Below are 21492 nucleotides of genomic sequence, written 5' to 3'. Positions count from 1 at the left end.
CCCGATACGAATTCGATTTCGTACCCAATAGATAAACCTCTAAATCCATACTGTATGAGCCTAACGCTACGTACCGACTTCGGCTGCACCGAAGCGATCATAGACGACGATTGCGGTCTGAAACGCTTTTACGAAGTGGCCAACATTCTCTCCGACAACCTGGAGATCCGCTTCACCCAAAAACAGGACGATTTCGATACGCTCACCTGGAGTTTCCTGTACAAGAACCATATACTCACACTGCACTACAACATTTACACCGGCATTTCCCTCTACCCCACCAAGTTTCGTGAAGCCGTGCGCAAAGACAACGACGCGGTAGTGGAAGTCGCCAATTTCCTGGAAAGCAAATTACTGGTACACCAAACCAGGCGCTACGTATCATAGGCCTGTGCTTACCTCTGTCGCTTGCATGCCATAAAAAGTTTTACCGCCCGACAAGCTGATCCCAGGTCATGCTTTGCCTATTGCCTTTGTGGAGGCGATAGCATAGTAGGTTATTGGGCCAGCGTTGGCTTAGCATACAGTTTTTACTTCTGAAACAAAAAAGAGGTCGTTATTTCCATAACGACCTCTTGCTTTTTTTAGCCACTACCCGGCTATTGGTTAATATCCTTTATCGTCGATCGTTTCGACCAACTTAAAATAACTGAAGTATCGTTCTTCGTGAATAATACCTTCTTCCACGGCACGCTTCACGGCACATCCCGGTTCATTGACGTGCAGGCAATTGTTGAACTGGCAATCGTTGATCAGCTTGGCCATCTCCGGAAAATAATGCGATAGCTCCTGTTTGGATATATCCACCAGGCCAAACTCCCGCATACCCGGTGTATCGATGATACGGCCGCCAAAGGGCAGGTCAAACATCTCCGCAAACGTAGTGGTGTGCATCCCCTTTCCGCTCCACCCGCTCACATCCTGTGTCTTCAGGTTGAGATGCGGGAAGATCGAATTGATAAACGTCGACTTACCCACCCCCGAATGACCACTCATCAGGGTCGTTTTATCCTTCAGCATGGCTTTCACTTCCTCCACGCCCTCACCTTTCGGCACCGACATCAATATCGTCGTATAACCGATCTCCTGGTACATGGCACTGAGCTCTTCATATAGCTCCTGCTCTTTCTTTTTGTACAGATCGGCTTTGTTGAACACCAGTATGGCGGGCACATGATAGGCCTCGCAGGTCACGAGAAAACGATCGATAAAACCCGTGGATGTTTTGGGATCACGCAGGGTAGCAAACAACAACGACTGATCGAGGTTGGAAGCAACGATGTGGTGATGCTTTTTATGGGAAGGTGATTGCCGCGTCACATAATTGCGCCGGGGCAGGATATCGGTAACCATGACCGCGCCTTCGGCATCATCTGCTTTTTGGACGATCACTTCATCGCCTACAGCAATGGGATTGGTAGAAGTAATACCATCGATCTTGAAGATCCCTTTGATACGGGCATTCAAGACCTCGCCTGTTTCGGTCTTCACCACATACCAGCTACCAGTGGATTTGTACACCAATGCTTTCATAACTGGTTATTGTAGGTGGTCAATACGATCATATTATCCTGGCGCACGCTGCTCATTACGGAAACTTTTTAAATAGGGTGTACCGAAGTACAATTTCCAGCAAAAGTAAGGCAGCGGCAGCCAATGCGAACGGAAAGTATCGTTCTGTATAGCGTTTCAGGGTCGTGATCTCTATTTTGGACTTCTCCAGCTTATCGATCTCGCGGTAGATACTCTTGAGGCTCTCGTTGTCTCTGGCGCGGAAATACAGGCCCCCGGTCTCCTCTGCAATGAGGCGCATGAGCTTTTCGTCGATATTCACTTTCTGCTGGCGCATCACCGTACCGCCCATGCCATCGGGCACCGGCACCGGTGCGTAGCCATCTGTACCTACACCGATACTATAGACCCGGATCTTATGCGCCCGGGCCATGTCCTTGCCCACCAGCGGACTGATCAAGCCGCCCTGGTTCTCACCATCCGTGAGCAGGATAATGATCTTGGTTTTCGCCGTAGAGTTCTTCAACCGGTCTACACTCAAGCCCAATCCATCACCGATGGCGGTACCATCTTCCAGCAGCCCGCGCTGTATATTGAATATTTGTGCTTTTAAGATCGACTTATCCGTCGTCAGCGGCACCAGGGTAAAGCTTTCACCCGAGAAGATCACAACCCCAATACGGTCGGTGGGCCGCAGGTCCACAAACTCGGCGGCCAGTGCTTTACTGGCTTCCAGGCGGTTGGGTAGCAGGTCCTGGGCCGACATACTGCCACTTACATCCAGGCAAAGGATGATATCGAACCCCTCTCCCATTTTCAACTCCTCGTCGTTGCGCGTTTGCGGCCGGGCCAGTGCCACGATCAGGCAGCTCAGCGCCAGCAGGCGCAATACCAGCTGCAGGTGACGCAGGTTCTTCTTCCAGGAGTTGGCAGGTCGGAAGAAAGCCGTGGACGACACCATGATGGCTCCCTGTTGCTTTTGGTATCCCTTGAAATACCAATACACCAGTGCAGGTAGCAGCAGGAAGAGCGCAAATACCCAGGGATAAGCAAATTCAATATGTTGAAGCCAATTGTACAACAAAGCTTATGCGATATTATTAAGTGTTTTAATAGCCGATTCTATGATAGTATGGTTCTTGTCGTTGTCTTCTGCCGTTGGCTGGTAGCGTGCAAACTTTACGAAATCGGCTACTCGTAAAGCATTCGACAACTCCTGGTAATACTCTTCATGCATCCGTTGCTTTTTCAACTCGCGGATCAGCTCTTCATTGGTCTTCTCGGCAGTCGCGATCTGCAGTTTACGGTGCACGAAGGCGCGCAGGATATCATTGAGGCGGGTATAATATGTTTTTACCTCCCCCTTATTGGGCAGGTCTTCTTTTTTAAGATCGGCCAGCGCTTTCAGGGCTTCGTCATACGGTGTCAACCGGGCAACGGGTGCAGCCACCGGAACTGTTTTCTTCTTCTTTCGCAGGAAGATAAACAGCAGTAGGATAATAGCAAGCAATGTAACACCGCCGATCACCCAGGGGATATAATTGGTGTCGGTATTGGGTACCTCCTGTATCTCTTTGATGTCTTTGTAATCCTGCGTCAGGTCGGCATTGGCATAACCCACTTCTACGGCCACCGAATCGGAGTAGTAGGTCTTATCACCGATCCGGATGGGCAACATGGGAATCTGCCAGGAACCGGAATCATAACTGGTGAGCACTACCTGCTGTACCCATTTCTTACCATCGGCATTATCGGCCGTATCGATCTTGCCTTTGCCGATAAACTCAAAATGGGGAATGGAATCGATGGCAAACCAGGTGATCTCCTGGCCCAGAGGCGCACGCACATCGAGGGTCACGATCAGCGAATCACCTACCACGATTTTATCGCGGTCGATGGATGCCCTGACCAACACCTGGGCTTGCAGGCCCAGTGAAACGGTGAGTAAACAAATCCCAGCTATTATATTTCGTACCAACCGGCTCATGTATAAATTAGTCCATTACTTGTTTCGTCCTACAAAGAATTTCTTGAACACCTTCACATAATCTTCGTCGGTGCGGATGTGCAACAGGTCGCTGCCGGCACTCGTAAAGACACCCTTGCAATAATTGGTATGTTGAAAGAAAGCGCCCTGGTATTGCTGCCGCACACGGAAATCACTGGTATCGATCAACTGCTCTTGTCCCGTTTCCGCATCCTGTACCTGCAACATCCCGGCCGCTGGCAACTCCATGTCGAGTTTATCATACACTTTGATGCCTACCAGGTCATGTTTTTTGCCAGCCACTTTGAGGTCATCGCCAAATTTATCATCGAGAAAATCGCTCAGCAGAAAAGCAATACATTTCTGGCGGGTAGAGTTGTTGAAACGGCGCAGCGCTTCACCGATCCTGGTGCCCTTTCGGGAAGGCTCCATCGTGAGCAGGGTACGCACCATGTACAATACATGGTCTCTCCCTTTTTTGGGTGGAATGAATTTCTCGACCTCATCGCTGAAAAAGATCAACCCTACTTTATCGTTGTTGCTGATCGCCGAAAATGCCAGCACGGCGGCCATTTCGGTGATCATGTCTTTTTTGCGGGCTTTGGAAGTGCCGACCAGCGAACTGGCGCTGACGTCCACCATCAGCATCACCGTCAGTTCCCGCTCCTCTTCAAATACCTTGCTGTAAGGGTGGTTGAACCGGGCGGATACATTCCAGTCGATAAAACGGATATCGTCGCCTGCATGGTAATCACGCACCTCTTTGAACAACATACCTCGGCCTTTGAAAGCGCTGTGGTATTCGCCCGTAAAAATGTGGCGCGTGAGCTTCTTGCTTTTGATCTCGAGCTCCCGAACCTTCTTTAATATTTCGGCGGTGGTGAGACTCATGGTACAGGTATTACGCGGAGGATATCGTCGATCACAGCTTCTACATTCACATTTTCAGCTTCCGCCTCATAGGTAAGTCCGAGGCGGTGACGCAGTACGTCTTTGGAAATGCTGCGTACATCTTCGGGTATCACAAAACCGCGCTTGTTGAGGAAGGCATGGGCTTTGGCTGCCAGTGCCAGGTTGATGCTGGCGCGGGGCGAACCACCATAAGCAATGAGCGGCTTCAGTTTATCCAGCTTGTACCTTTCGGGGAAGCGGGTGGCAAATACGATATCGAGGATATAGTTCTCTACTTTTTCGTCAAGGTATACCTGGCGCACCAGGTCACGGGCCTGCAATACTTCCTCCATGGTCACTACCTGGCCAACTTCCGGTGGGCGGATGCCCATCACATTCTGCCGAATGATAATCTGTTCTTCTTCCTTGGTGGGGTAGTCGACGATCACTTTCATGATAAAGCGATCCTGTTGCGCTTCGGGCAGCGGGTAGGTACCTTCCTGCTCCAGCGGGTTCTGGGTAGCCAGTACGAGGAAAGGCTCATCCAGTTTATAGGTCGTATCGCCGATGGTCACCTGTCTTTCCTGCATGGCTTCCAGCAGGGCGCTCTGTACTTTGGCAGGAGCGCGGTTGATCTCGTCGGCGAGGATGAAATTGGCGAAGATAGGCCCCTTACGCACCATGAACTCGTTTTTGGGCTGATTGTAGATCATGGTACCGATGAGGTCGGCAGGGAGCAGGTCAGGTGTAAACTGGATGCGGCTGAACTTGGCGCGTATGGCCTGGGCCAGCGACTTGATGGCCAGGGTTTTTGCGAGGCCGGGCACACCTTCCAGTAATACGTGGCCATTGCTCAACAACCCGATCAACAATCTGTCGAGCATGGTGTGCTGGCCAATGATCACCCGGGCAGTCTCGTCGCGGAGGCGATCGATAAAGGTGCTATGGTATTGGATCTTCTCGTTGAGTTGACGAATGTCGTCGGCAGTAGCCACCATAAAATGCTTTTAGTATGAACGATTGATAATCAGGTTATGAAAATACGAACAAAGCCGATGCAAGTTACTTGCCAACTTATTAAATCCCTTTAAAAAAACCAAATAACACCGTTGATAAACAATAAAATAGCCCCTAAATCGTTCGTAACGGACCGATATTACTCATAAAACACCAATACATGAAAAAGACCTCTATCCGCCTCGGTTTGGCCGTAGCATTTTCTGCCCTGTTGTTTACTGCGTGTAAAAAGGACGATGAAGCAGCACCGGCAAGCCTGACAAAAGAAAGCATTGCGGGTAAATATAAATTGACAGATGCACAAATCGTACCGCCAGTAGGGCCAACTTACAGCGTGTATACTACCTACCTGAAAGAATGTGAGCGTGACGATATCTATACCCTGAATACTGATTTCTCGGCCAAATATGAAGATGCCGGCAAAGCCTGTGAAGGAACTAGCCCTAAAACCACGACCTGGAAACTGGAAGGCAAGAACATTACCGTACAAGGCGGCACCCTGGAATTCATTGGAGTCGTTAACTCCTGGGACGGAAGCACCTTGGTCATCGATGGTGGTTATGAACTGGGCGGCGTCACGGTAAAGATCCGCGGCACCCTCGTAAAACAATAACTTTTTTCCCTTTCTACTTTGCGAAAGGCCCCAGCTTTATGCCGGGGCCTTTTCGTTTCGTTATGCGAGCACCATCAGCTCAGGTACTTGCCGACAATGGGCAATCTTCTTCCCACTCCAAAAGCCTTGCAGCTCACGCGAATGATGGGGCAAAACTGGTTGCGCTTGTATTCATTGTTGTTGACCATCTTCAGGATACGCGCCACAAGCGCTTCATCGATACCCATCGCAATGATCTCTTTAGGCCCCTGACGCCGCTCGATGTACTGGTACAACACCTTGTCGAGCACCTCATATTCCGGCAGGCTGTCACTGTCTTTTTGATCGGGACGCAGCTCGGCAGACGGTGGCTTTACGATAATATTCTCTGGAATAATAACGCCATTGCGGTTGATGTATCGCGCCAGCGCATATACCTGCATTTTATACACATCACCCAACACACTCAGCCCACCAGCCATATCACCATACAAAGTTCCATAACCTGTCGCCAGCTCACTTTTATTGGACGTGTTAAGCAGAATGTAGCCAAACTTGTTGGCAATGGCCATCAGCAGGTTGCCGCGGCTGCGGCTTTGGATATTTTCTTCGGCCAGGCTGAAAGGCAGGTCCTTGAAGATCGGTTTCAAGGAAGACAGGAAAGCATCATACACCTCCTTTATAGGCACAATATCGTAGGGATTACCCAGTGCCTTGCTCAATTGTTCGGCATCACTCACCGAATGACCGGTAGAGTATTGCGAAGGCATCAGGATGGCGCGTACATTGTCTTTGCCCAGCGCTTCACAGGCAATGGCCAGCGTCACTGCGCTGTCGATACCACCGGAAGAACCCAGGATAGCTTTGGTAAAGCCCATCTTACGGAAGTAATCGCGGATACCCAATACCAATGCCTGGTGTATCTCGCGTATGTTTTTATCGGCTGTGAGGTAATCGATGATCTTATTGGGATCGCTGATCTTCGATACCCGCATTTCTTTGTCGAAGTCGGCATCATGAATGACAGCGGGCCGGGTAGCGCGGGCCTTTACGGCGGTGGTCGTCTTGGCACCGGCATTAGGCTCGAAGCCTGCCTGCGTGGATTTGGCCACATCGTCTTCGTCGAGGATCGCAAAATCCTCTTCAAAGTATTTCATCTCTTTCACTACAGCACCCTGCGCATTCATCACCACGCTGCCGCCATCGAATACGATCTCCGTTTGCGAACCCACCGCATTGCAATAATACAGGGGCAGGTTATACTTCAATACATTGGCGCGCATTACCTCGATTCGGTCTACGTCATGGTCATAATCGAAGGGCGAAGCAGAAATATTGATCATCAGGTCGGGTTGCTGCTTGATCAGCTCGTCCATCGGGGCGATGCGGTAAAGCGGGTTATCGCCCAGGTTCCAGATATCCTCACAGATGGTGAGGGCAATCTTGCGGCCTTTGAAGGGAATCACCGCATGCTCATAGGCCGGTTCGAAATATCGGTATTCGTCAAATACATCATAGTTGGGCAGCAAGGTCTTTTTAGCTACCCCATGCACTTTCTTTTCATACAACAACCAGGCGGCATTGAACAGGTCTTTCCCGGCTACTTCTGGGTTGCGCATCGGGCTACCCACGATCACACCAATATCTTCCGTATGCTCTTTGATGATGTCGATGGCCCGGTAACATTCATTGATGAAATCATTGAATTCGAGAAAGTCGCGTGGTGCATATCCACAAATGCTCAATTCCGAAAAAACCACCAGGTCGGCCCCACGGGATTTGGCATACTGAATGGCACCAATGATCTTCCAGGTATTGTCTTCAAAGTTGCCAATATGATAATTCTGTTGGGCTAGTGCTATCTTCATGTTGCAAATTTAATCAATGTAGCCATAGGCACAAACGCCGCCCGACTACCCGTTACAGACGCAAAGGACTGCAAATAAAGGATGTATAACGAATATTAGGTTTATGTTTACAACATAGTTGTCTCCCAAACGTTTGTCACACATGAAAAGAACCGGATTTTTGGCCCTGGTACTGTGCACCTTGCTCGCCTGCGGCGATAAAAACGCCCCCGACGTATCGCACATCAACGTCACGCTTAACGAGGAGCGTTTTGACCAGGACTTCTTCAAAATCGATACCAACCAGTTACAGCCATCCCTGCAAAAACTGGGTCAGTTATACCCGCATTTCCTGCCCGACTATAGTCAAAACATCCTGGGCCTGCCGGGCTCCCCATTCATGGATGCCCAGTCGGCCGGGTTGCTCGTGCAATTCATCCACGACTATGCACCCGTGCGGGATTCTGTCAACAAAGTATTCCGGTCTACCAAAACCTACGAAACAGAGGTCAAGAACGGCCTTCAATACGTGAAGTACTATTTCCCCGAATATAAAACGCCCGAGCGCCTTATTTTTTACATCGGCCCCATGGACGCCGTTTACCAGGCCTCCCTTGGTTCCTACGGCGATGCGATCACGTCGGCGGGGCTGGCAGTAGGCCTGCAACTGCACCTGGGCCAGAACAATGGCCTTTACACCAACGATATCGGCCGTTCGCTGTATCCGGCGTATATCTCACGCCGGTTTACGCCAGCTACCATTACGGTCAACTGCCTGAAAAATGTGATCGACGATATCTACCCGGAGAAGGTGGCGGGCAAAACCCTGATCGAACAGATGGTGGAAAAAGGCAAACGCCTCTTTGTCCTGGACAAGGTACTGCCCAACACACCCGATACGTTGAAGATCGGTTACACGAAATTACAGCTGGAGGGCTGCCAGAAGAATGAAGGCCTGATCTGGAATCACTTCCTCGCCAATAGCCTGTTGCTGAACAATGATCCCTCTTATACCAAAAATTACATCGGAGAAGCGCCCAACACGCCCGAGTTTGGAGAAGGGTCGCCCGGCAGCATCGGGTATTTTGTAGGCTGGCAACTCGTAAAGAAATATATGGAGCAACACAAAGACATGAGCCTACCTGCCTTGTTGCAGACGCCCGCCATGAACATCTACCAGCAAAGCAAATACAAACCGAAATAAGTGGTCAACCTGTATATAAAAAAAGGCGCCGGATGGCGCCTTTTTTTATAGATATCATTTGTCAGACCATTCTTACTGCCATAGCGGATCGATACGTATTACCTGTTTGGAGCAGCGACCCTTACTTTTTGGCAATCCGGGAGCGGAACATTTCCCGCACCTGCTGCAGCTCGGTAATGTCTTTGAAAGCTTCTTTCGGTACCAGGAAAAAGGAACGTGCGTCGAAATACAGGTGAAAGAAGTAGTGGCTTTCTACGAAATGACTGAAAGCATTCCAGGGCCAGCCTTTGGCACCACGCTCGGTTTCCAGCACCACGGCATCGTCTTCAAAATGCATGATGAAATGGTCTTTAAAAGTAGCGGAGCGCCGGTAAATGCTGCCAGGCAGCAAACGCCAGATGACGAGCATCAGCAGGAACCAAAGCAGCGAGAAAGCCAGGAAACTGATCGGCTGGATCTTCTTGAGGCTGAACATCACAGCCGACAGGATTGCAAACACATTCACCAATACCAGTAATATTTTGATCTCGGGACGGGATAAGAAATGATAGCGCAGCGCCTGGATCACCTCTTTTTTATCATAACCAAATTGGATACTCATTCATACTAGGTTAAGGCGGTAAAAATAAGGAATAGAGAGAAACTGCCATGGCGTAATTTTGAGCCCGCATGAAAAGCATTCACCTGTGGTGGCTATTGTTGCCACTGATATTGACGGCCTGCCAGCCCGCTGCGCAGCGTAAAACCATCACACGCGCATTCTATTACTGGAAATCGACGATGCATTTTACAGCCAGCGAAATGCAGGCCCTGGATACCCTGCATGTACAAAAAATGTACATCAAATGCTTCGATGTGGCCTGGGATCCGGTGGCGCAAAACGCGATGCCCCTCGCCAAAGTGCAGCTGACAGGCTCCGCCACCAATTGGCTGTCCGCACACCCCATCGCTATCATCCCTACGGTATTTATCACCAATGAATGTATGCAGCGCATAGCCCCAGGCCAGGTTGCCGCGCTCGCCAACAACCTGCACGCACTGATGCAGCGTCTGGCACAGCAATTGCCGGCTACTGTACAAATTCCCGAAATTCAATTGGACTGCGACTGGACGGCTACCAGCCAACAAAACTATTTCGCCCTGCTCACCGCACTGCAGCAGCTACCCTTCTTTCAACAGAAGCAGGTATCCGCTACCATTCGTCTCTATCAATGCAAATACAAGGAAAAGACCGGGGTGCCACCTGTAAACCGTGGCCTGCTGATGTGTTACAATATGGGTAACCTCAAGAACCCCGACACCCACAATTCCATCCTCGAGGCCAACGAACTCGCGAAGTACATCGGCAACCTGCAGCATTATCCGTTGCCACTCGATGTAGCCTTTCCGCTATTCGACTGGAAGGTGCTGTACCAGGACAAGACCTACAAAGGACTGATCCAGGGTCTGTCCGACACAGCACTGCAGCAACCCGGCATTGCAGTGCAACAAGGCAATCGATACACCCTGCTCGTAGATACCACTTTACAGGGGTATAGCCTGAAAAAAGGAGACATGATCCGGCAGGAAGATGCTACTTTTGCCGAAGTCATTCGGTCCGCCCGGTTACTCAGATCAAAACTGGTTACTCCTCAGATTACGGTAGCACTTTATCATCTCGATTCATTAACCCTTCATAAGTACTCGACGAATGAACTGGAAACTATGTTTAGTAGTATGTATTAATGTGGTTTGCCTCGCCCTTCCCTACAACATCATTGGTTGTGCTGGCGGCGATGCTGATCCCTATGATTATTACGTGTCTTTCTTCAGCAAGCGTAATACCGATGTGAAAGGCTATGAGCCCTTTTACTACACCAATTACCAGTTTCTCTACCAGGAAGAGGAACCGGTAAAAACGTCCGACGTCACCGCGGCCGAGTGGGTAGGTTACGGCAACAACAGCTTTACAGCCAAAGAAGCGCAGGCGTTTGTTGTGGACTATGCCCGCAAGGACCTTTCCAACCTCTATTTTCATATCGAGAAGAGCCAGCCGCTGCAGGTGCCCGATTCGGTCAGGAATAACGGCATGTCGAAGTTCTTTATGAACAATAAGGACCTCGAAGCGCTCGGCTACATCATGTATGCAAAACAGGTGGAGCCCAATGTCACCGGCAACTGGCAGGCCTGGGAACCCATCGAGCGGGATACCGCCAAAATGGGTAAGCTCATCAAGAATGGACAACAGCTGTATGCCGTGGCAAAAAACAACGCGATCAAACTGCGCTTCGCCTACCAGATCGTACGGCTGGCGCACTATAGCAAGCGTTACACAGATTGTATCCGCTGGTATGATGAACTGGTGCAAACGAACAGCACACCCAGCATATTACACGACCTGTCGCTTGGACTGAAAGCCGGTGCGCTGATGCGCCTGGGCAAAAACAACGAAGCGGCGGTGCTCTTCAGCCAACTCTTCAGTAAAAGCGAAGTAAAGCGTGTATCGAACTATATGAGCTTCGACTGGAGTGTAAAGCGCTTTGATGAACAAAACCGCAACGCCTGCCTCGCCTTGTGCAAGACCAACGAAGACAAGGCCAACCTGCTCGGCCTCTTCGCCCTCGGCAGTCCGCAACGCGAGATGGCCACCTTGAAGAAGATCGCCCAACTTTCCCCCAATGCAGCCATGCTACCCATCCTCACCATTCGCGAGGTAAACAAGGTAGAGGAGAATTATTTCACCCCGGCACTGGAGTTCAACAAGGGCAAAGCATCGGTATCGCTCAACTACAACACGATCGACAAGAACGATACTACCTACAACGCTTATCGCAACGAGGCCAAGGAACTGGCAGCCTTCTGCCAACAGACGGCGGGCAACAAAGCAGTAACCGACAAGGGAATCTACCTGTTGGCAGCAGCGCACACCTCGCTCATCAGCGGCGATTATGCAGCAGCGCGCAAACAATTGGACGAGGCCAAAAAGCAATCGCTCACCACTGCCCAGCAAGATCAGTGGGCGATGAGCAACCTGTTACTGACCATCAATGCCAAAGAAACCATCGATGCTGCTTTCGAAAAGCAAATACTGCCTTCCATACAATGGCTCGAAAAGAAATCGGCCGATGATGCGGAATATGGCCAGTTTTACCGCCGCCTATTCAGCGATATCCTCAGCACCAAATACCGCAAGACCAGCAATGCCAAAGATGTATTGTGCATCGGCGTGGCCGACTGGGCCAACAACCAGTTTGTAAAAGATGGCTGGGGTTATTACAGCAGCCCCCATGCCATCACCATGCTGCGGTACGAGATGACGGCACAGCAGGTAGAAGGATTGATCGCCCTGATCGAATCGAAGAAACTCACCGATTTCGAGCAATACCTGGTGAAGCATAATTCTTTCTCGAAAGACGATGTGAACGATGTGGCCGGTACCACCTGGCTGCGCCAGTTCGATTTCGCTACGGCAGAGAAATGGTTTACCAAAGTGAGCCCTGACTATTACAAGAAAGAAGTGTACACGACTTACCTCGCCGGCAATCCGTTTGCCGACCTGATCGACGATACCCACGCGCCCACCAAACAGGATACGGTGACCTACACCAAACTCAGCTTCAGCCGCAAAATGCGCCAGTTGGAACAGGAAGTGACCACCGGCAACAACCTGGAGAAACAGGCGAAAGCATATTATGAGATGGCCAAGGGCCTGTACCAGATGAGCTACTGGGGCAATAGCTGGATGCTCGTACATTATGACTGGAGTGGCAACGACGGCATCAAAGGCCCCGACGCCATGAAGCCTGGCGATAAAGAATATTACGGGGTGTACAAGGCCGAGGAGTTTTACCAGAACGCTTTCAATCTATCGCAGGACCGCAACTTCAAAGCACGTTGCCTGTTCATGATGGCCAAGTGCGATCAGAAGCAGATAGCCGTTCCAACCTGGGCACAGGCCAAGGACTACAACGAGTATGAGAAGCTGCAAAAGATCTATAGCCAGAACATCCAGACCAATAAGGATCACTTTCCACAGTTGGCCAAAGAATACAGCAATACAGCCTTTTACAAAGAGGCTTTCAATACCTGCAGCTACCTGAAAGACTTTGTGACAAAGAAGAAGAAATAACAGCAATGATCAGTCGGCAGTTTGGCCGGCGACACTTGCGGGTGGTGGGTGAAACGGTAAACGCAGAGGATACTGCTCCCAACAATGGCCGCCTGGTCTTAAACATCATGAACCGCCTGTTAGGCACCTGTTATAAATCAAAAGCCCCGGCTCCGACAAACATCGGGACCGGGGCTTTTTCGTATCTCACACATTTTTCCATTGATTAATCCCCCAACGAAAAGATGCTATCAAGTCGATCTATGGAACACGATGATCGGTAACCTCTATTAGCGCAGACCGCGACCACATTTAGCTTTACCATTAGCAGCCTGGAAGGGGGAGATGAAACGGCTGCAAGAGGTAGAAGTGATTAGGGTGATGACGGCGATGGCGAAGAGTAACTTTTTCATGATGTCCAGAGTTGATTTATTTTATAACAAGGTTTACGAATCCAATAAGTCCAGGTGTAGTTGTGAAAAGTAGGCTGCGTCCAATTAGCGCAGACCACGACCGCATTTAGCTTTACCGTTAGCAGCTTGGAAGGGAGAGATGAAACGGCTGCAAGAAGTAGAAGCAATCATGGTGATAACGGCGATGGCGAAGAGTAACTTTTTCATAACGTCCAGAATTGTTTTTTGTATCAGGGTTAACGAATCCAATTGTACCAGCATAGTTGTGAAAAGGGTGCCAGTTTTTCGACGCATTGCCAGCCGGTACCTAACTGCCTGAAATCGTTTTGGTTCGCCAACCCTATTTGATAAATGATAAACGTGCCAGAACCCGGTTTATTTCCCACACCGGGAATTGGATGGGAAAATGGGAAGCTGGGAATGGGTTCCAGGGCCGGGATTGGCCCCTTTTCAAAGGTACCCTGGGGTTTTTGACCGCCTCCAACCCCATCCCCGGCCGCACCCCCATAGGCCCATAAAAAAATCCGCCCATAGACATGAGCGGATGTAGTTTATGTTTTATAAACCGTCCAATATATTGAGTGGCCTGGCGGCCGGGTGACCATTTCCTTTCAGCCCCTGACAAGCCAGGTCATAGGTTCGTTGCTTAACTGCAGCCCATGCTGTTGCCGCAGTTCAAACACTTGTAGCAGGTACCACTGCGAATGGTAATATGACCACAGGTGTTACAGGCCGGTGCATCGCTCTGCATACTCTTCGCTGCCGCATTTACCGCATCCATGCTGGCCTCCGCCTTGACCGGGCGATAGGAAGACTTTACCGGATCGACATCCGCAGGTTTGTTGCTCCTGGACCCCGCCAGTATCCGCACATCGCTCAACTCCGGTTTCGCCTGATCGTACTCCAGGGAAGTAGGAATATCATCCCAGTCATCAGCACCCGTATTCATCACTTCCGGCTTATCCAGCACATGTACCAGGTCGGTACGGTTCAGGTATTCATAAGCCAATGCCCGGAATATAAAGTCGACGATCGAGGTCGTACTCTTGATATTGGGATGGTCTACCATACCGGCTGGCTCGAACCGGGTGAAAACAAATTTCTCTACAAACTCCTCCAGCGGAACACCATATTGAAGACCAATACTGATCGAAATGGCGAAGCAGTTGAGCATGCTGCGCATGGTAGCTCCTTCTTTGGCCATATCGATAAAGATCTCCCCTACCGTGCCATCGGCATATTCTCCGGTGCGCAGGAACATGGCCTGGCCGTTGATTTTTGCCTTCTGGGTAAAGCCCCGGCGCTTGGCCGGCAGCTTTCTCCTTTCCACTATACGGGCCAGTTCGCGTTTTAGTTTGGTATCGGGAGAGGCTTGTACACGTTTTTGTACTTCTTCTAACAATTCCTCGATCGTAAGCTTACTCATATCGACGATCTGCGACAGCGGCTGCTCTTCGGTCAACACGTCTGCGGCCTTCGCTTCTTCGGCGACATCCGTTTTCTTTTTCTTGTCGCTCTTATTGCTCAGCGGCTGGCTCAGCTTGGAACCATCACGGTACAGGGCACAGGCTTTGAGGCCCAGCTGCCAGCTCATCCTGTAAGAATCGGAAATCTCTTCTATCGAGGCCTCGTTGGGCAAGTTGATGGTCTTGGAAATAGCGCCGCTCAGGAAGGGTTGCGTACCCGCCATCATACGGATGTGGCCATGCGCATGGATATATCGCACCCCTTTCTGACCGCACTTATTGGCGCAATCAAATACGGGCAGGTGCTCATTCTTTAAATAAGGAGCGCCCTCTACCGTCATGGTACCGCACACATAATCATTGGCTGCTTCGATCTGCTCGTCGCTGAAGCCCAGTGCTTCCAGCAGACTCCATTCGAAGTTAAAATATTGCTCGGGCTTGAAGCCCAGGCGTTGCAGGCATTCTTCGCCCAGGTTGTATACATTGAATACAAAGCCGATCTCGAAAGCCGAACCCACCGCCGCATCGAGCTTTTTGATCTCGTCGGCGATAAAGCCTTTTTCGCTGAGGGTCTGGTGATTGATGTGCGGTGCACCGGCAAACGAGCCAGCACCTACCGCATATTTCACGATCGCATCGATCTCATTGTTGCGGTAACCCAGATTTTTCAGCGCCGTAGGCACCGACTGGTTGATGATCTTGAAATAACCGCCGCCGCTGAGCTTCTTGAACTTGACCAGGGCAAAGTCGGGCTCTACGCCGGTAGTATCGCAATCCATGACCAGGCCAATGGTGCCGGTGGGCGCAATCACCGTGGTTTGGGCATTGCGATAGCCATATTGCTCACCGAGCTGTACGGCATCGTCCCAGGCCTTGGTGGCAGCTTTCAGCAGGTATGCCGGGCAATATTGTGCTTTGATACCTACGGGTTTGATGCTCAGCTTTTCGTACTCGCTGGCATCGTAGGCAGCCAGGCGGTGGTTGCGCATAACGCGCAGCATGTCTTGCTTGTTTTCTTCATACTTCGCAAAAGGCCCCAGGATAGAAGCCAGCTCGGCCGAAGTCTTGTACGCCACCCCCGTCATGATCGCAGTGATAGCGCCGGCGATGCCGCGGGCCTCTTCGCTGTCATAAGGGATACCCATTACCATCAGCATGGAGCCCAGGTTGGCATAACCCAAACCGAGGGTGCGGTAATCGAAGCTGAGCTGCGCCACTTCCTTGGAGGGGAACTGCGCCATGAGCACCGACACTTCGAGTACCACTGTCCAAAGGCGACAGGTGTACTCGAATCCTTCTACATCGAACGTGTTGGTTGTCTCATCGTAAAACTTACGGAGATTGGCAGAGGCAAGGTTACAGGCCGTATTGTCTAAGAACATATACTCGCTGCAGGGGTTGGAAGCATTGATGCGACCACCCTGCGGACAGGTATGCCATTCATTGATAGTAGTATCGTATTGCGTACCGGGATCGGCGCAACGCCAGGCGGCGTAGGAGATCTGGTTCCAGACTTCCTTGGCGGGTATACGCTTCATCACGCGGCCATCCATGCGGGCTTTGAGCTCCCAGTCTTCCCCGGCATCCAGCTTGGCAAAGAATTCATTGGGGATACGAACCGAGTTGTTGGAATTCTGGCCACTAACGGTACGGTAGGCTTCGCCCTCATAATCGCTGGCATAACCGGCATTGATGAGCGCGCCTACTTTCTTTTCTTCTTCTACTTTCCAGTTGATGAAATCCATGATCTCGGGATGGTCGAGGTCGAGGCAGACCATCTTCGCTGCACGGCGGGTAGTGCCACCGCTTTTGATAGCACCGGCAGCACGGTCACCAATCTTCAGAAAACTCATGAGGCCGCTGGAAGTACCGCCGCCACTGAGTTTTTCGCCTTCACCACGGATCTGGGAGAAATTGGTGCCTACGCCGCTACCATATTTAAAGATGCGGGCTTCACGCACCCAGAGGTCCATGATACCGCCATCGTTGACCAGGTCGTCACTAACACTGAGGATAAAGCAAGCGTGCGGCTGGGGACGTTCATAGGCAGACGTAGACTTTTTTAATTGTCCATCTTTCTCATCAACAAAATAGTGCCCCTGTGGCTTACCGGTAATGCCGTAGCTTTCGTGCAATCCGGTATTGAACCATTGCGGACTATTGGGGGTACAGGCCTGGTTGATGATACAATACACCAGCTCTTCATAAAAAACCTGTGCATCTTGCGCAGAAGCGAAATAGCCATATCGCTCGCCCCATACCCGCCAGCAATTGGCCATGCGATGTGCCACCTGCTTGATAGAAGTTTCGCGGCCCAGCGAGCCATCGGGTTGTGGTACACCGGCTTTACGAAAATATTTTTGTGCAAGGATATCTGTTGCGATCTGGCTCCACTGCTTGGGCACCTCCACATTTGTCATTTCAAAAACAACCTCACCACTCGGATTACGGATAACCGACGAACGATAATCGTACTCAAACTGATCAAACACGCTGATATCATCCCGCGTAAAACGACGGCTGAACGGCAAGCCCTTCGGAGATTGCTTTTTGGTAGACATAAGGCTAGTAATTAATGAGTTTACATTAAAGAAAATAGTTGCTATCAGGAGGGTAGGAGGAGACGAAAGTATCTTCCTATACCCATAATCCAATCCCATAAATATGCACACTTTGTGGAAAAAGGAACCGTAGAATTCCGTAGCCCACACTGGCAGTGCGTTTCTCGCGACACGCGCTTCTGGCAAGGGTTTCAGCAAAAAATAGATTTGGCTGAGAACGATAAAAAAGTTATGTTATAAGAACCCGATCATAGTAAAATCACTGTCTGCGAAACGTAGATCTTCGACAATCAAAACAGCTCCTCTATCATATTGTTTACCATCATGCACCTTACCAGTGTCATCATCTATTGACGCATTGTATCGTTAGTCGGTGAACATAGGTTGGAGTAAGAAAACGTATGCTGCAATATTGAGGCTAGAAAAACGAAAAGGCCGGTCACCCGCCTAAAGCAGACGCCGCAATGCAGTAAATACGCAGAACCTTAACAGTATTTTAATTGATCACCCAATATTCATGTCGATGCATTAGCCGTTTTATTGTTTTTTTGCACGCATGAACTACCGGAACCTAACTACGCTTGTTTTATTGCTGGCTACCTTCCATGGCCTGCAGGCCCAAACGCCACCGCAAACCCAATTATCCGGCTGGCTGGCCGATTTCAATACCGTCAAGATCAATACCAGGTTCAGCATACATTCCGACTTCCAGTTGCGCAGTACCGACCAGCTGCAGCATGTATCTTCCCTGTTGCTCCGTGCCGGGTTGAACTACCACGCCAGCAAAAAATCGGTTTTTACCGCTGGCTACGCCTATATCCATTATCGCCGCACGGTAGGTCAGGTTACCGGGTACGCTCCTGAACACCGCATTTGGGAACAATTCTTGCTCTCACATCCTTTGACGATCGGGAAGGGTGCCCATGCCAGAAAGGGGACCCTGGCACATCGTTTTAGGGTAGAACAGCGATTCCTCCTCAAATCACAGCCTGATGGCCAGGATTTGAAACACGATGGCAATCTCTACGCTAACAGACTTCGCTATTTCATCAGAGACGTGACGCCCCTGATTCCCTGGTCTGCCTCCGGGAAAGCCCCCTTTCTCGCATTACAGAATGAACTATTTTTCAATTTTGGCGATAAATCGGCGGTAAATGGTAAGTTTTTCGATCAAAACAGGGCCTATATTGCTTTAGGATATCGGTTCCATAAGAGCTTCGATGCTGAAATGGGCTATATGAATCAGTACATAAATGGCCGTGGAGACAACTTTGTAAACAACCACATCGTTCAGCTGGCCACTTACGTACGTTTATAAAGGATTATCCACATACTTAATTAACTGCGTGAAAGCCAAAAACTTTTCGCATTTTTGTAATAGATCCAATAGCTAAGGCATGACGAATCGCATCTATCAATCTTTACTACTACAGAAAGCGAAAGGACATAAGTCGTTTGCCGTACTCATTGATCCCGATAAGGTGAACGCGACAAAAATTGACGAGCTGACCACCCTGGCGGTGGATGCAGGCGTAGATTACCTTTTCGTAGGCGGTAGTTTGGTCATTTCCAATCAGTTGGATGAAGTGGTGCAGCAAATCAAGCGCAACTGCGATATCCCTGTACTTTTATTTCCCGGCAGTCCCTCCCAGGTTACCCGGTATGCGGACGCCCTTTTATATCTCGCGGTCATTTCCGGACGCAATCCCGAATTACTGATCGGTCAACACGTTATTTCTGCCCCTTTCGTGAAGCAAAGTGGCCTGGAGATCATTTCTACGGGCTATATGGTCATCGATGGCGGGGCCCCTACCACCGTTTCTTACATCAGCAATACGGCACCCATACCCGCTGACAAGAACGAAATTGCCATGTGCACTGCCATGGCCGGCGAAATGCTGGGTATGAAAGTCATCTATATGGATGCCGGCAGCGGCGCCCGCCGCCCGATCACCGAAAGCATGATCGAAAAAGTATCCCAGGTGATCGAAGCTCCCCTCATTATAGGCGGCGGCATCACCAACCCCGAAAAAGCTTACCTCAATTGCAAGGCCGGCGCCGACGTTATCGTCATTGGCAATGCCATTGAAAAAGACGCTTCGCTGATCCGTGAAATGAGCGCAGCTATCCACTCGGTTCCCGTAAAGACTTCTTAATCAACGAGCATATACCTTAATAGCAGCGATCTCCCGATCGGCTGACCACTTGCTGCCTGGCCTTGGTAATCTCTCTTCCTTTTCTTACCAATTGTTGAATGGTGGGTATGCTGCAGGTATTCCTGATCCTGCTTGTGCCCACAGCACATTCGCACTGACAATCGCCCCACATTCTTTTTCTGTCAGGCTGGCATTGACCAGCCCGCTGCCTGCTGCTTACCAATAAACCTATGCTGGTATACATGCCCAGGTGCCTTTTCGGGCATCGAACGCCATAGCGGAAGCTACCAGAGTACCCGTACCGCTATCAAGGCGGCCGGTTACGGGCCTTTTTTCGACCTCTCTTCCTTCGCTGTAGGACCTTCCATCCCAGGGTCATCCCAGGGTCATCTTAGGGTCATCCTAGGGTTATCCTAGGGTTTTCCTTGGGTAGAAAGCCTGGCAAGACCCTAAGATGACCCTGGGATAGCCCTAAGAGCGTAGGACCAATCCAGGAGGAACAGGCTTCCTAGCGGGGAATTCGGCAATCCTAGGGAAATCTTATCCGCCATCCATGGCCCCTTTCAAGCATCCTTCCCATACATGCCCTCCAGCCCTTCCGGCAGGTCGCAAATAGCCCTGGCCGGGGATTGGCGAACAAATCTCGCCCGGCCGATGTTTGAATTTTGCAATAGACTGTTTGAAAAGCGTAAGCCGGTGCGCAACCCCGCATCGTAGCTTTGTAGCGCATAGCCACCTCGGAACTCCGCATTATACACCGCTAAAATGTTCGTATTATGATCATGGAGAAAGCAGAAACCTTAGAGGACTTTTACCAAAATAAATTCCAGCACCTGCCCAACAACCTGAAGCAGGATATTGGCCACTTTAATGTGTTCACCATTGAAGACAATATTTATCCCAAGGGGGTGCCGCCCAAATATAGCCGCCGTGAATTTTACAAGGTGAGTATGATGCGGGGCAACAATGTCTGTCACTATGCCGACAAAAGCATCGAGGTATCGGGCACTACCCTTATGTTTTTCAATCCCAATGTGCCTTATGCCTGGGATTGTGCTACGGAGGGCGTCACCGGCTTTTTCTGCATCTTTACCGACGGCTTCTTCAATGGTCGTATGCGGGGCGGTATCCAGGATTTCCCCATGTTTGCCCCGGGCGGAAAACCCGCTTACCCGCTAACGCCGGAACAGGACCGCCAGGTGTCGGATATCTTTCGCAAAATGCAGGAAGAGATCAATTCCGACTACGTGTACAAATACGACCTGTTGCGCAATTATGTGACGGAACTCATCCACTTCGCCCTGAAAGTACAGCCTACCGAGTCGCTGTATCAACATGCCAATGCCAAGGCACGTATAACGGCCGTGTTTACAGAATTGCTGGAAAGACAGTTTCCGATTGAATCGACCTCACAACGATTCACCCTTCGTTCGGCGAATGATTTTGCACAGCAACTGGCGGTACACGTCAATCACCTCAACAGGGCGATCAAGGAAACGACAGGCAGAACGACCTCCGAACATATATTCGAGCGACTGGTGGCAGAAGCCAAAGCCCTGCTCAAGCACACCACCTGGAATATATCCGAGATCAGTTATTGCCTGGGATTTGAAGAACCAGCCCACTTCAATAATTTCTTCAAAAAGCAAGTGGCGTTGACACCGACAGCTTACCGGAATGCCTAGTAGCGGAGTGTTTCGTAATGGGCGCGGTTGACATCCTTAGCTTATCGAAGCAACTAACACCAGAGCATCTCGCA

At 50.3% G+C, this 21492-nt stretch carries 18 protein-coding genes; 8 read left to right on the top strand and 10 right to left on the bottom strand.

The features are described from left to right. Positions 1 to 54 precede the first annotated feature (54 nt). Positions 55 to 387 (top strand): DUF3630 family protein, encoded by a 333-nt coding sequence (locus P2W70_RS03035; protein WP_276479947.1) that lies wholly within the window; start codon positions 55 to 57, stop codon positions 385 to 387. Between the two features lie 219 nt (positions 388 to 606). On the opposite strand, the gene rsgA is transcribed toward P2W70_RS03035, so the two are convergent. Genes rsgA through P2W70_RS03010 form a run of 5 tightly spaced genes read right to left on the bottom strand, consistent with a single transcriptional unit; the run spans position 607 to position 5388 of the window. Next, positions 607 to 1533 carry a ribosome small subunit-dependent GTPase A gene (gene rsgA / locus P2W70_RS03030; protein WP_276479946.1) on the bottom strand — a complete coding sequence of 309 codons (927 nt, stop codon included), beginning with the start codon at positions 1531 to 1533 and terminating at the stop codon, positions 607 to 609. A gap of 55 nt (positions 1534 to 1588) precedes the next feature. After that, positions 1589 to 2596, bottom strand: coding sequence for a vWA domain-containing protein (locus tag P2W70_RS03025; protein WP_276479945.1), 1008 nt, complete (start codon positions 2594 to 2596; stop codon positions 1589 to 1591). 3 nt (positions 2597 to 2599) lie between these two features. Further along, entirely contained in the window at positions 2600 to 3499 is a 900-nt protein-coding gene (locus P2W70_RS03020; RefSeq protein WP_276479944.1) for an LPXTG cell wall anchor domain-containing protein, read from the bottom strand. A gap of 15 nt (positions 3500 to 3514) precedes the next feature. Continuing rightward, positions 3515 to 4390, bottom strand: a complete 876-nt coding sequence (locus P2W70_RS03015; RefSeq protein WP_276479943.1) for a DUF58 domain-containing protein — start codon at positions 4388 to 4390, stop codon at positions 3515 to 3517. Then, the gene (locus tag P2W70_RS03010) at positions 4387 to 5388 is read right to left on the bottom strand and encodes an AAA family ATPase (protein ID WP_276479942.1); all 1002 of its coding nucleotides are present in this window, start codon (positions 5386 to 5388) and stop codon (positions 4387 to 4389) included. Before P2W70_RS03010 ends, P2W70_RS03015 begins: the two co-directional genes overlap by 4 nt. Before the next feature lie 179 nt (positions 5389 to 5567). Here P2W70_RS03010 and P2W70_RS03005 point away from each other — a divergent pair, with 179 nt between their 5' ends. Beyond that, a complete protein-coding gene (locus P2W70_RS03005) occupies positions 5568 to 6020 on the top strand; it encodes a lipocalin-like domain-containing protein (protein WP_276479941.1) in 453 nt (150 codons plus the stop codon). A 74-nt stretch (positions 6021 to 6094) separates the two neighbouring features. On the opposite strand, the gene P2W70_RS03000 is transcribed toward P2W70_RS03005, so the two are convergent. Next, a complete protein-coding gene (locus P2W70_RS03000; protein ID WP_276479940.1) occupies positions 6095 to 7867 on the bottom strand; it encodes an NAD+ synthase in 1773 nt (590 codons plus the stop codon). A gap of 142 nt (positions 7868 to 8009) precedes the next feature. Here P2W70_RS03000 and gldB point away from each other — a divergent pair, with 142 nt between their 5' ends. Then, positions 8010 to 9050 (top strand): gliding motility lipoprotein GldB, encoded by a 1041-nt coding sequence (gene gldB, locus P2W70_RS02995; protein WP_276479939.1) that lies wholly within the window; start codon positions 8010 to 8012, stop codon positions 9048 to 9050. Between the two features lie 121 nt (positions 9051 to 9171). On the opposite strand, the gene P2W70_RS02990 is transcribed toward gldB, so the two are convergent. Further along, positions 9172 to 9651: a YcxB family protein gene (locus tag P2W70_RS02990; RefSeq protein ID WP_276479938.1), complete on the bottom strand. Its 480-nt coding sequence runs from the start codon at positions 9649 to 9651 to the stop codon at positions 9172 to 9174. Positions 9652 to 9719: 68 nt separating this feature from the next. Here P2W70_RS02990 and P2W70_RS02985 point away from each other — a divergent pair, with 68 nt between their 5' ends. Beyond that, positions 9720 to 10775 (top strand): hypothetical protein, encoded by a 1056-nt coding sequence (locus P2W70_RS02985; protein WP_276479937.1) that lies wholly within the window; start codon positions 9720 to 9722, stop codon positions 10773 to 10775. Further along, positions 10741 to 13158, top strand: a complete 2418-nt coding sequence (locus P2W70_RS02980) for a hypothetical protein (protein WP_276479936.1) — start codon at positions 10741 to 10743, stop codon at positions 13156 to 13158. The genes P2W70_RS02985 and P2W70_RS02980 overlap by 35 nt, the downstream gene beginning before the upstream one ends. A 269-nt stretch (positions 13159 to 13427) precedes the next feature. On the opposite strand, the gene P2W70_RS02975 is transcribed toward P2W70_RS02980, so the two are convergent. From P2W70_RS02975 to P2W70_RS02965, 3 genes are all read right to left on the bottom strand, one after another. Further along, positions 13428 to 13550 (bottom strand): hypothetical protein, encoded by a 123-nt coding sequence (locus P2W70_RS02975; RefSeq protein ID WP_276479935.1) that lies wholly within the window; start codon positions 13548 to 13550, stop codon positions 13428 to 13430. Positions 13551 to 13634: 84 nt separating this feature from the next. Beyond that, entirely contained in the window at positions 13635 to 13757 is a 123-nt protein-coding gene (locus tag P2W70_RS02970) for a hypothetical protein (protein WP_276479934.1), read from the bottom strand. A gap of 439 nt (positions 13758 to 14196) precedes the next feature. Further along, entirely contained in the window at positions 14197 to 17577 is a 3381-nt protein-coding gene (locus tag P2W70_RS02965) for a vitamin B12-dependent ribonucleotide reductase (protein ID WP_276479933.1), read from the bottom strand. 556 nt (positions 17578 to 18133) lie between these two features. On the opposite strand from P2W70_RS02965, the gene P2W70_RS02960 reads away from it, so the two are divergent. The 3 genes from P2W70_RS02960 (at position 18134) to P2W70_RS02950 (ending at position 21418) form a co-directional block, all read left to right on the top strand. Continuing rightward, the gene (locus tag P2W70_RS02960) at positions 18134 to 18895 is read left to right on the top strand and encodes a DUF2490 domain-containing protein (RefSeq protein WP_276479932.1); all 762 of its coding nucleotides are present in this window, start codon (positions 18134 to 18136) and stop codon (positions 18893 to 18895) included. A gap of 79 nt (positions 18896 to 18974) precedes the next feature. Next, complete coding sequence (locus P2W70_RS02955; protein WP_276479931.1) at positions 18975 to 19733, top strand: phosphoglycerol geranylgeranyltransferase; 759 nt, start codon at positions 18975 to 18977, stop codon at positions 19731 to 19733. A 782-nt stretch (positions 19734 to 20515) separates the two neighbouring features. Next, on the top strand, positions 20516 to 21418 hold the full coding sequence (locus P2W70_RS02950; RefSeq protein WP_276479930.1) for a helix-turn-helix domain-containing protein: 903 nt from the start codon (positions 20516 to 20518) through the stop codon (positions 21416 to 21418). The last annotated feature ends 74 nt before the right edge of the window (positions 21419 to 21492 follow it).

This window comes from Paraflavitalea pollutisoli (genome assembly GCF_029360705.1).
GTDB classification, from domain to species: Bacteria; Bacteroidota; Bacteroidia; order Chitinophagales; family Chitinophagaceae; genus Paraflavitalea; species Paraflavitalea pollutisoli.
The sequence above is the reverse complement of the archived record's forward strand: the minus strand, read 5'-3'. Positions and strand labels throughout refer to the sequence as shown.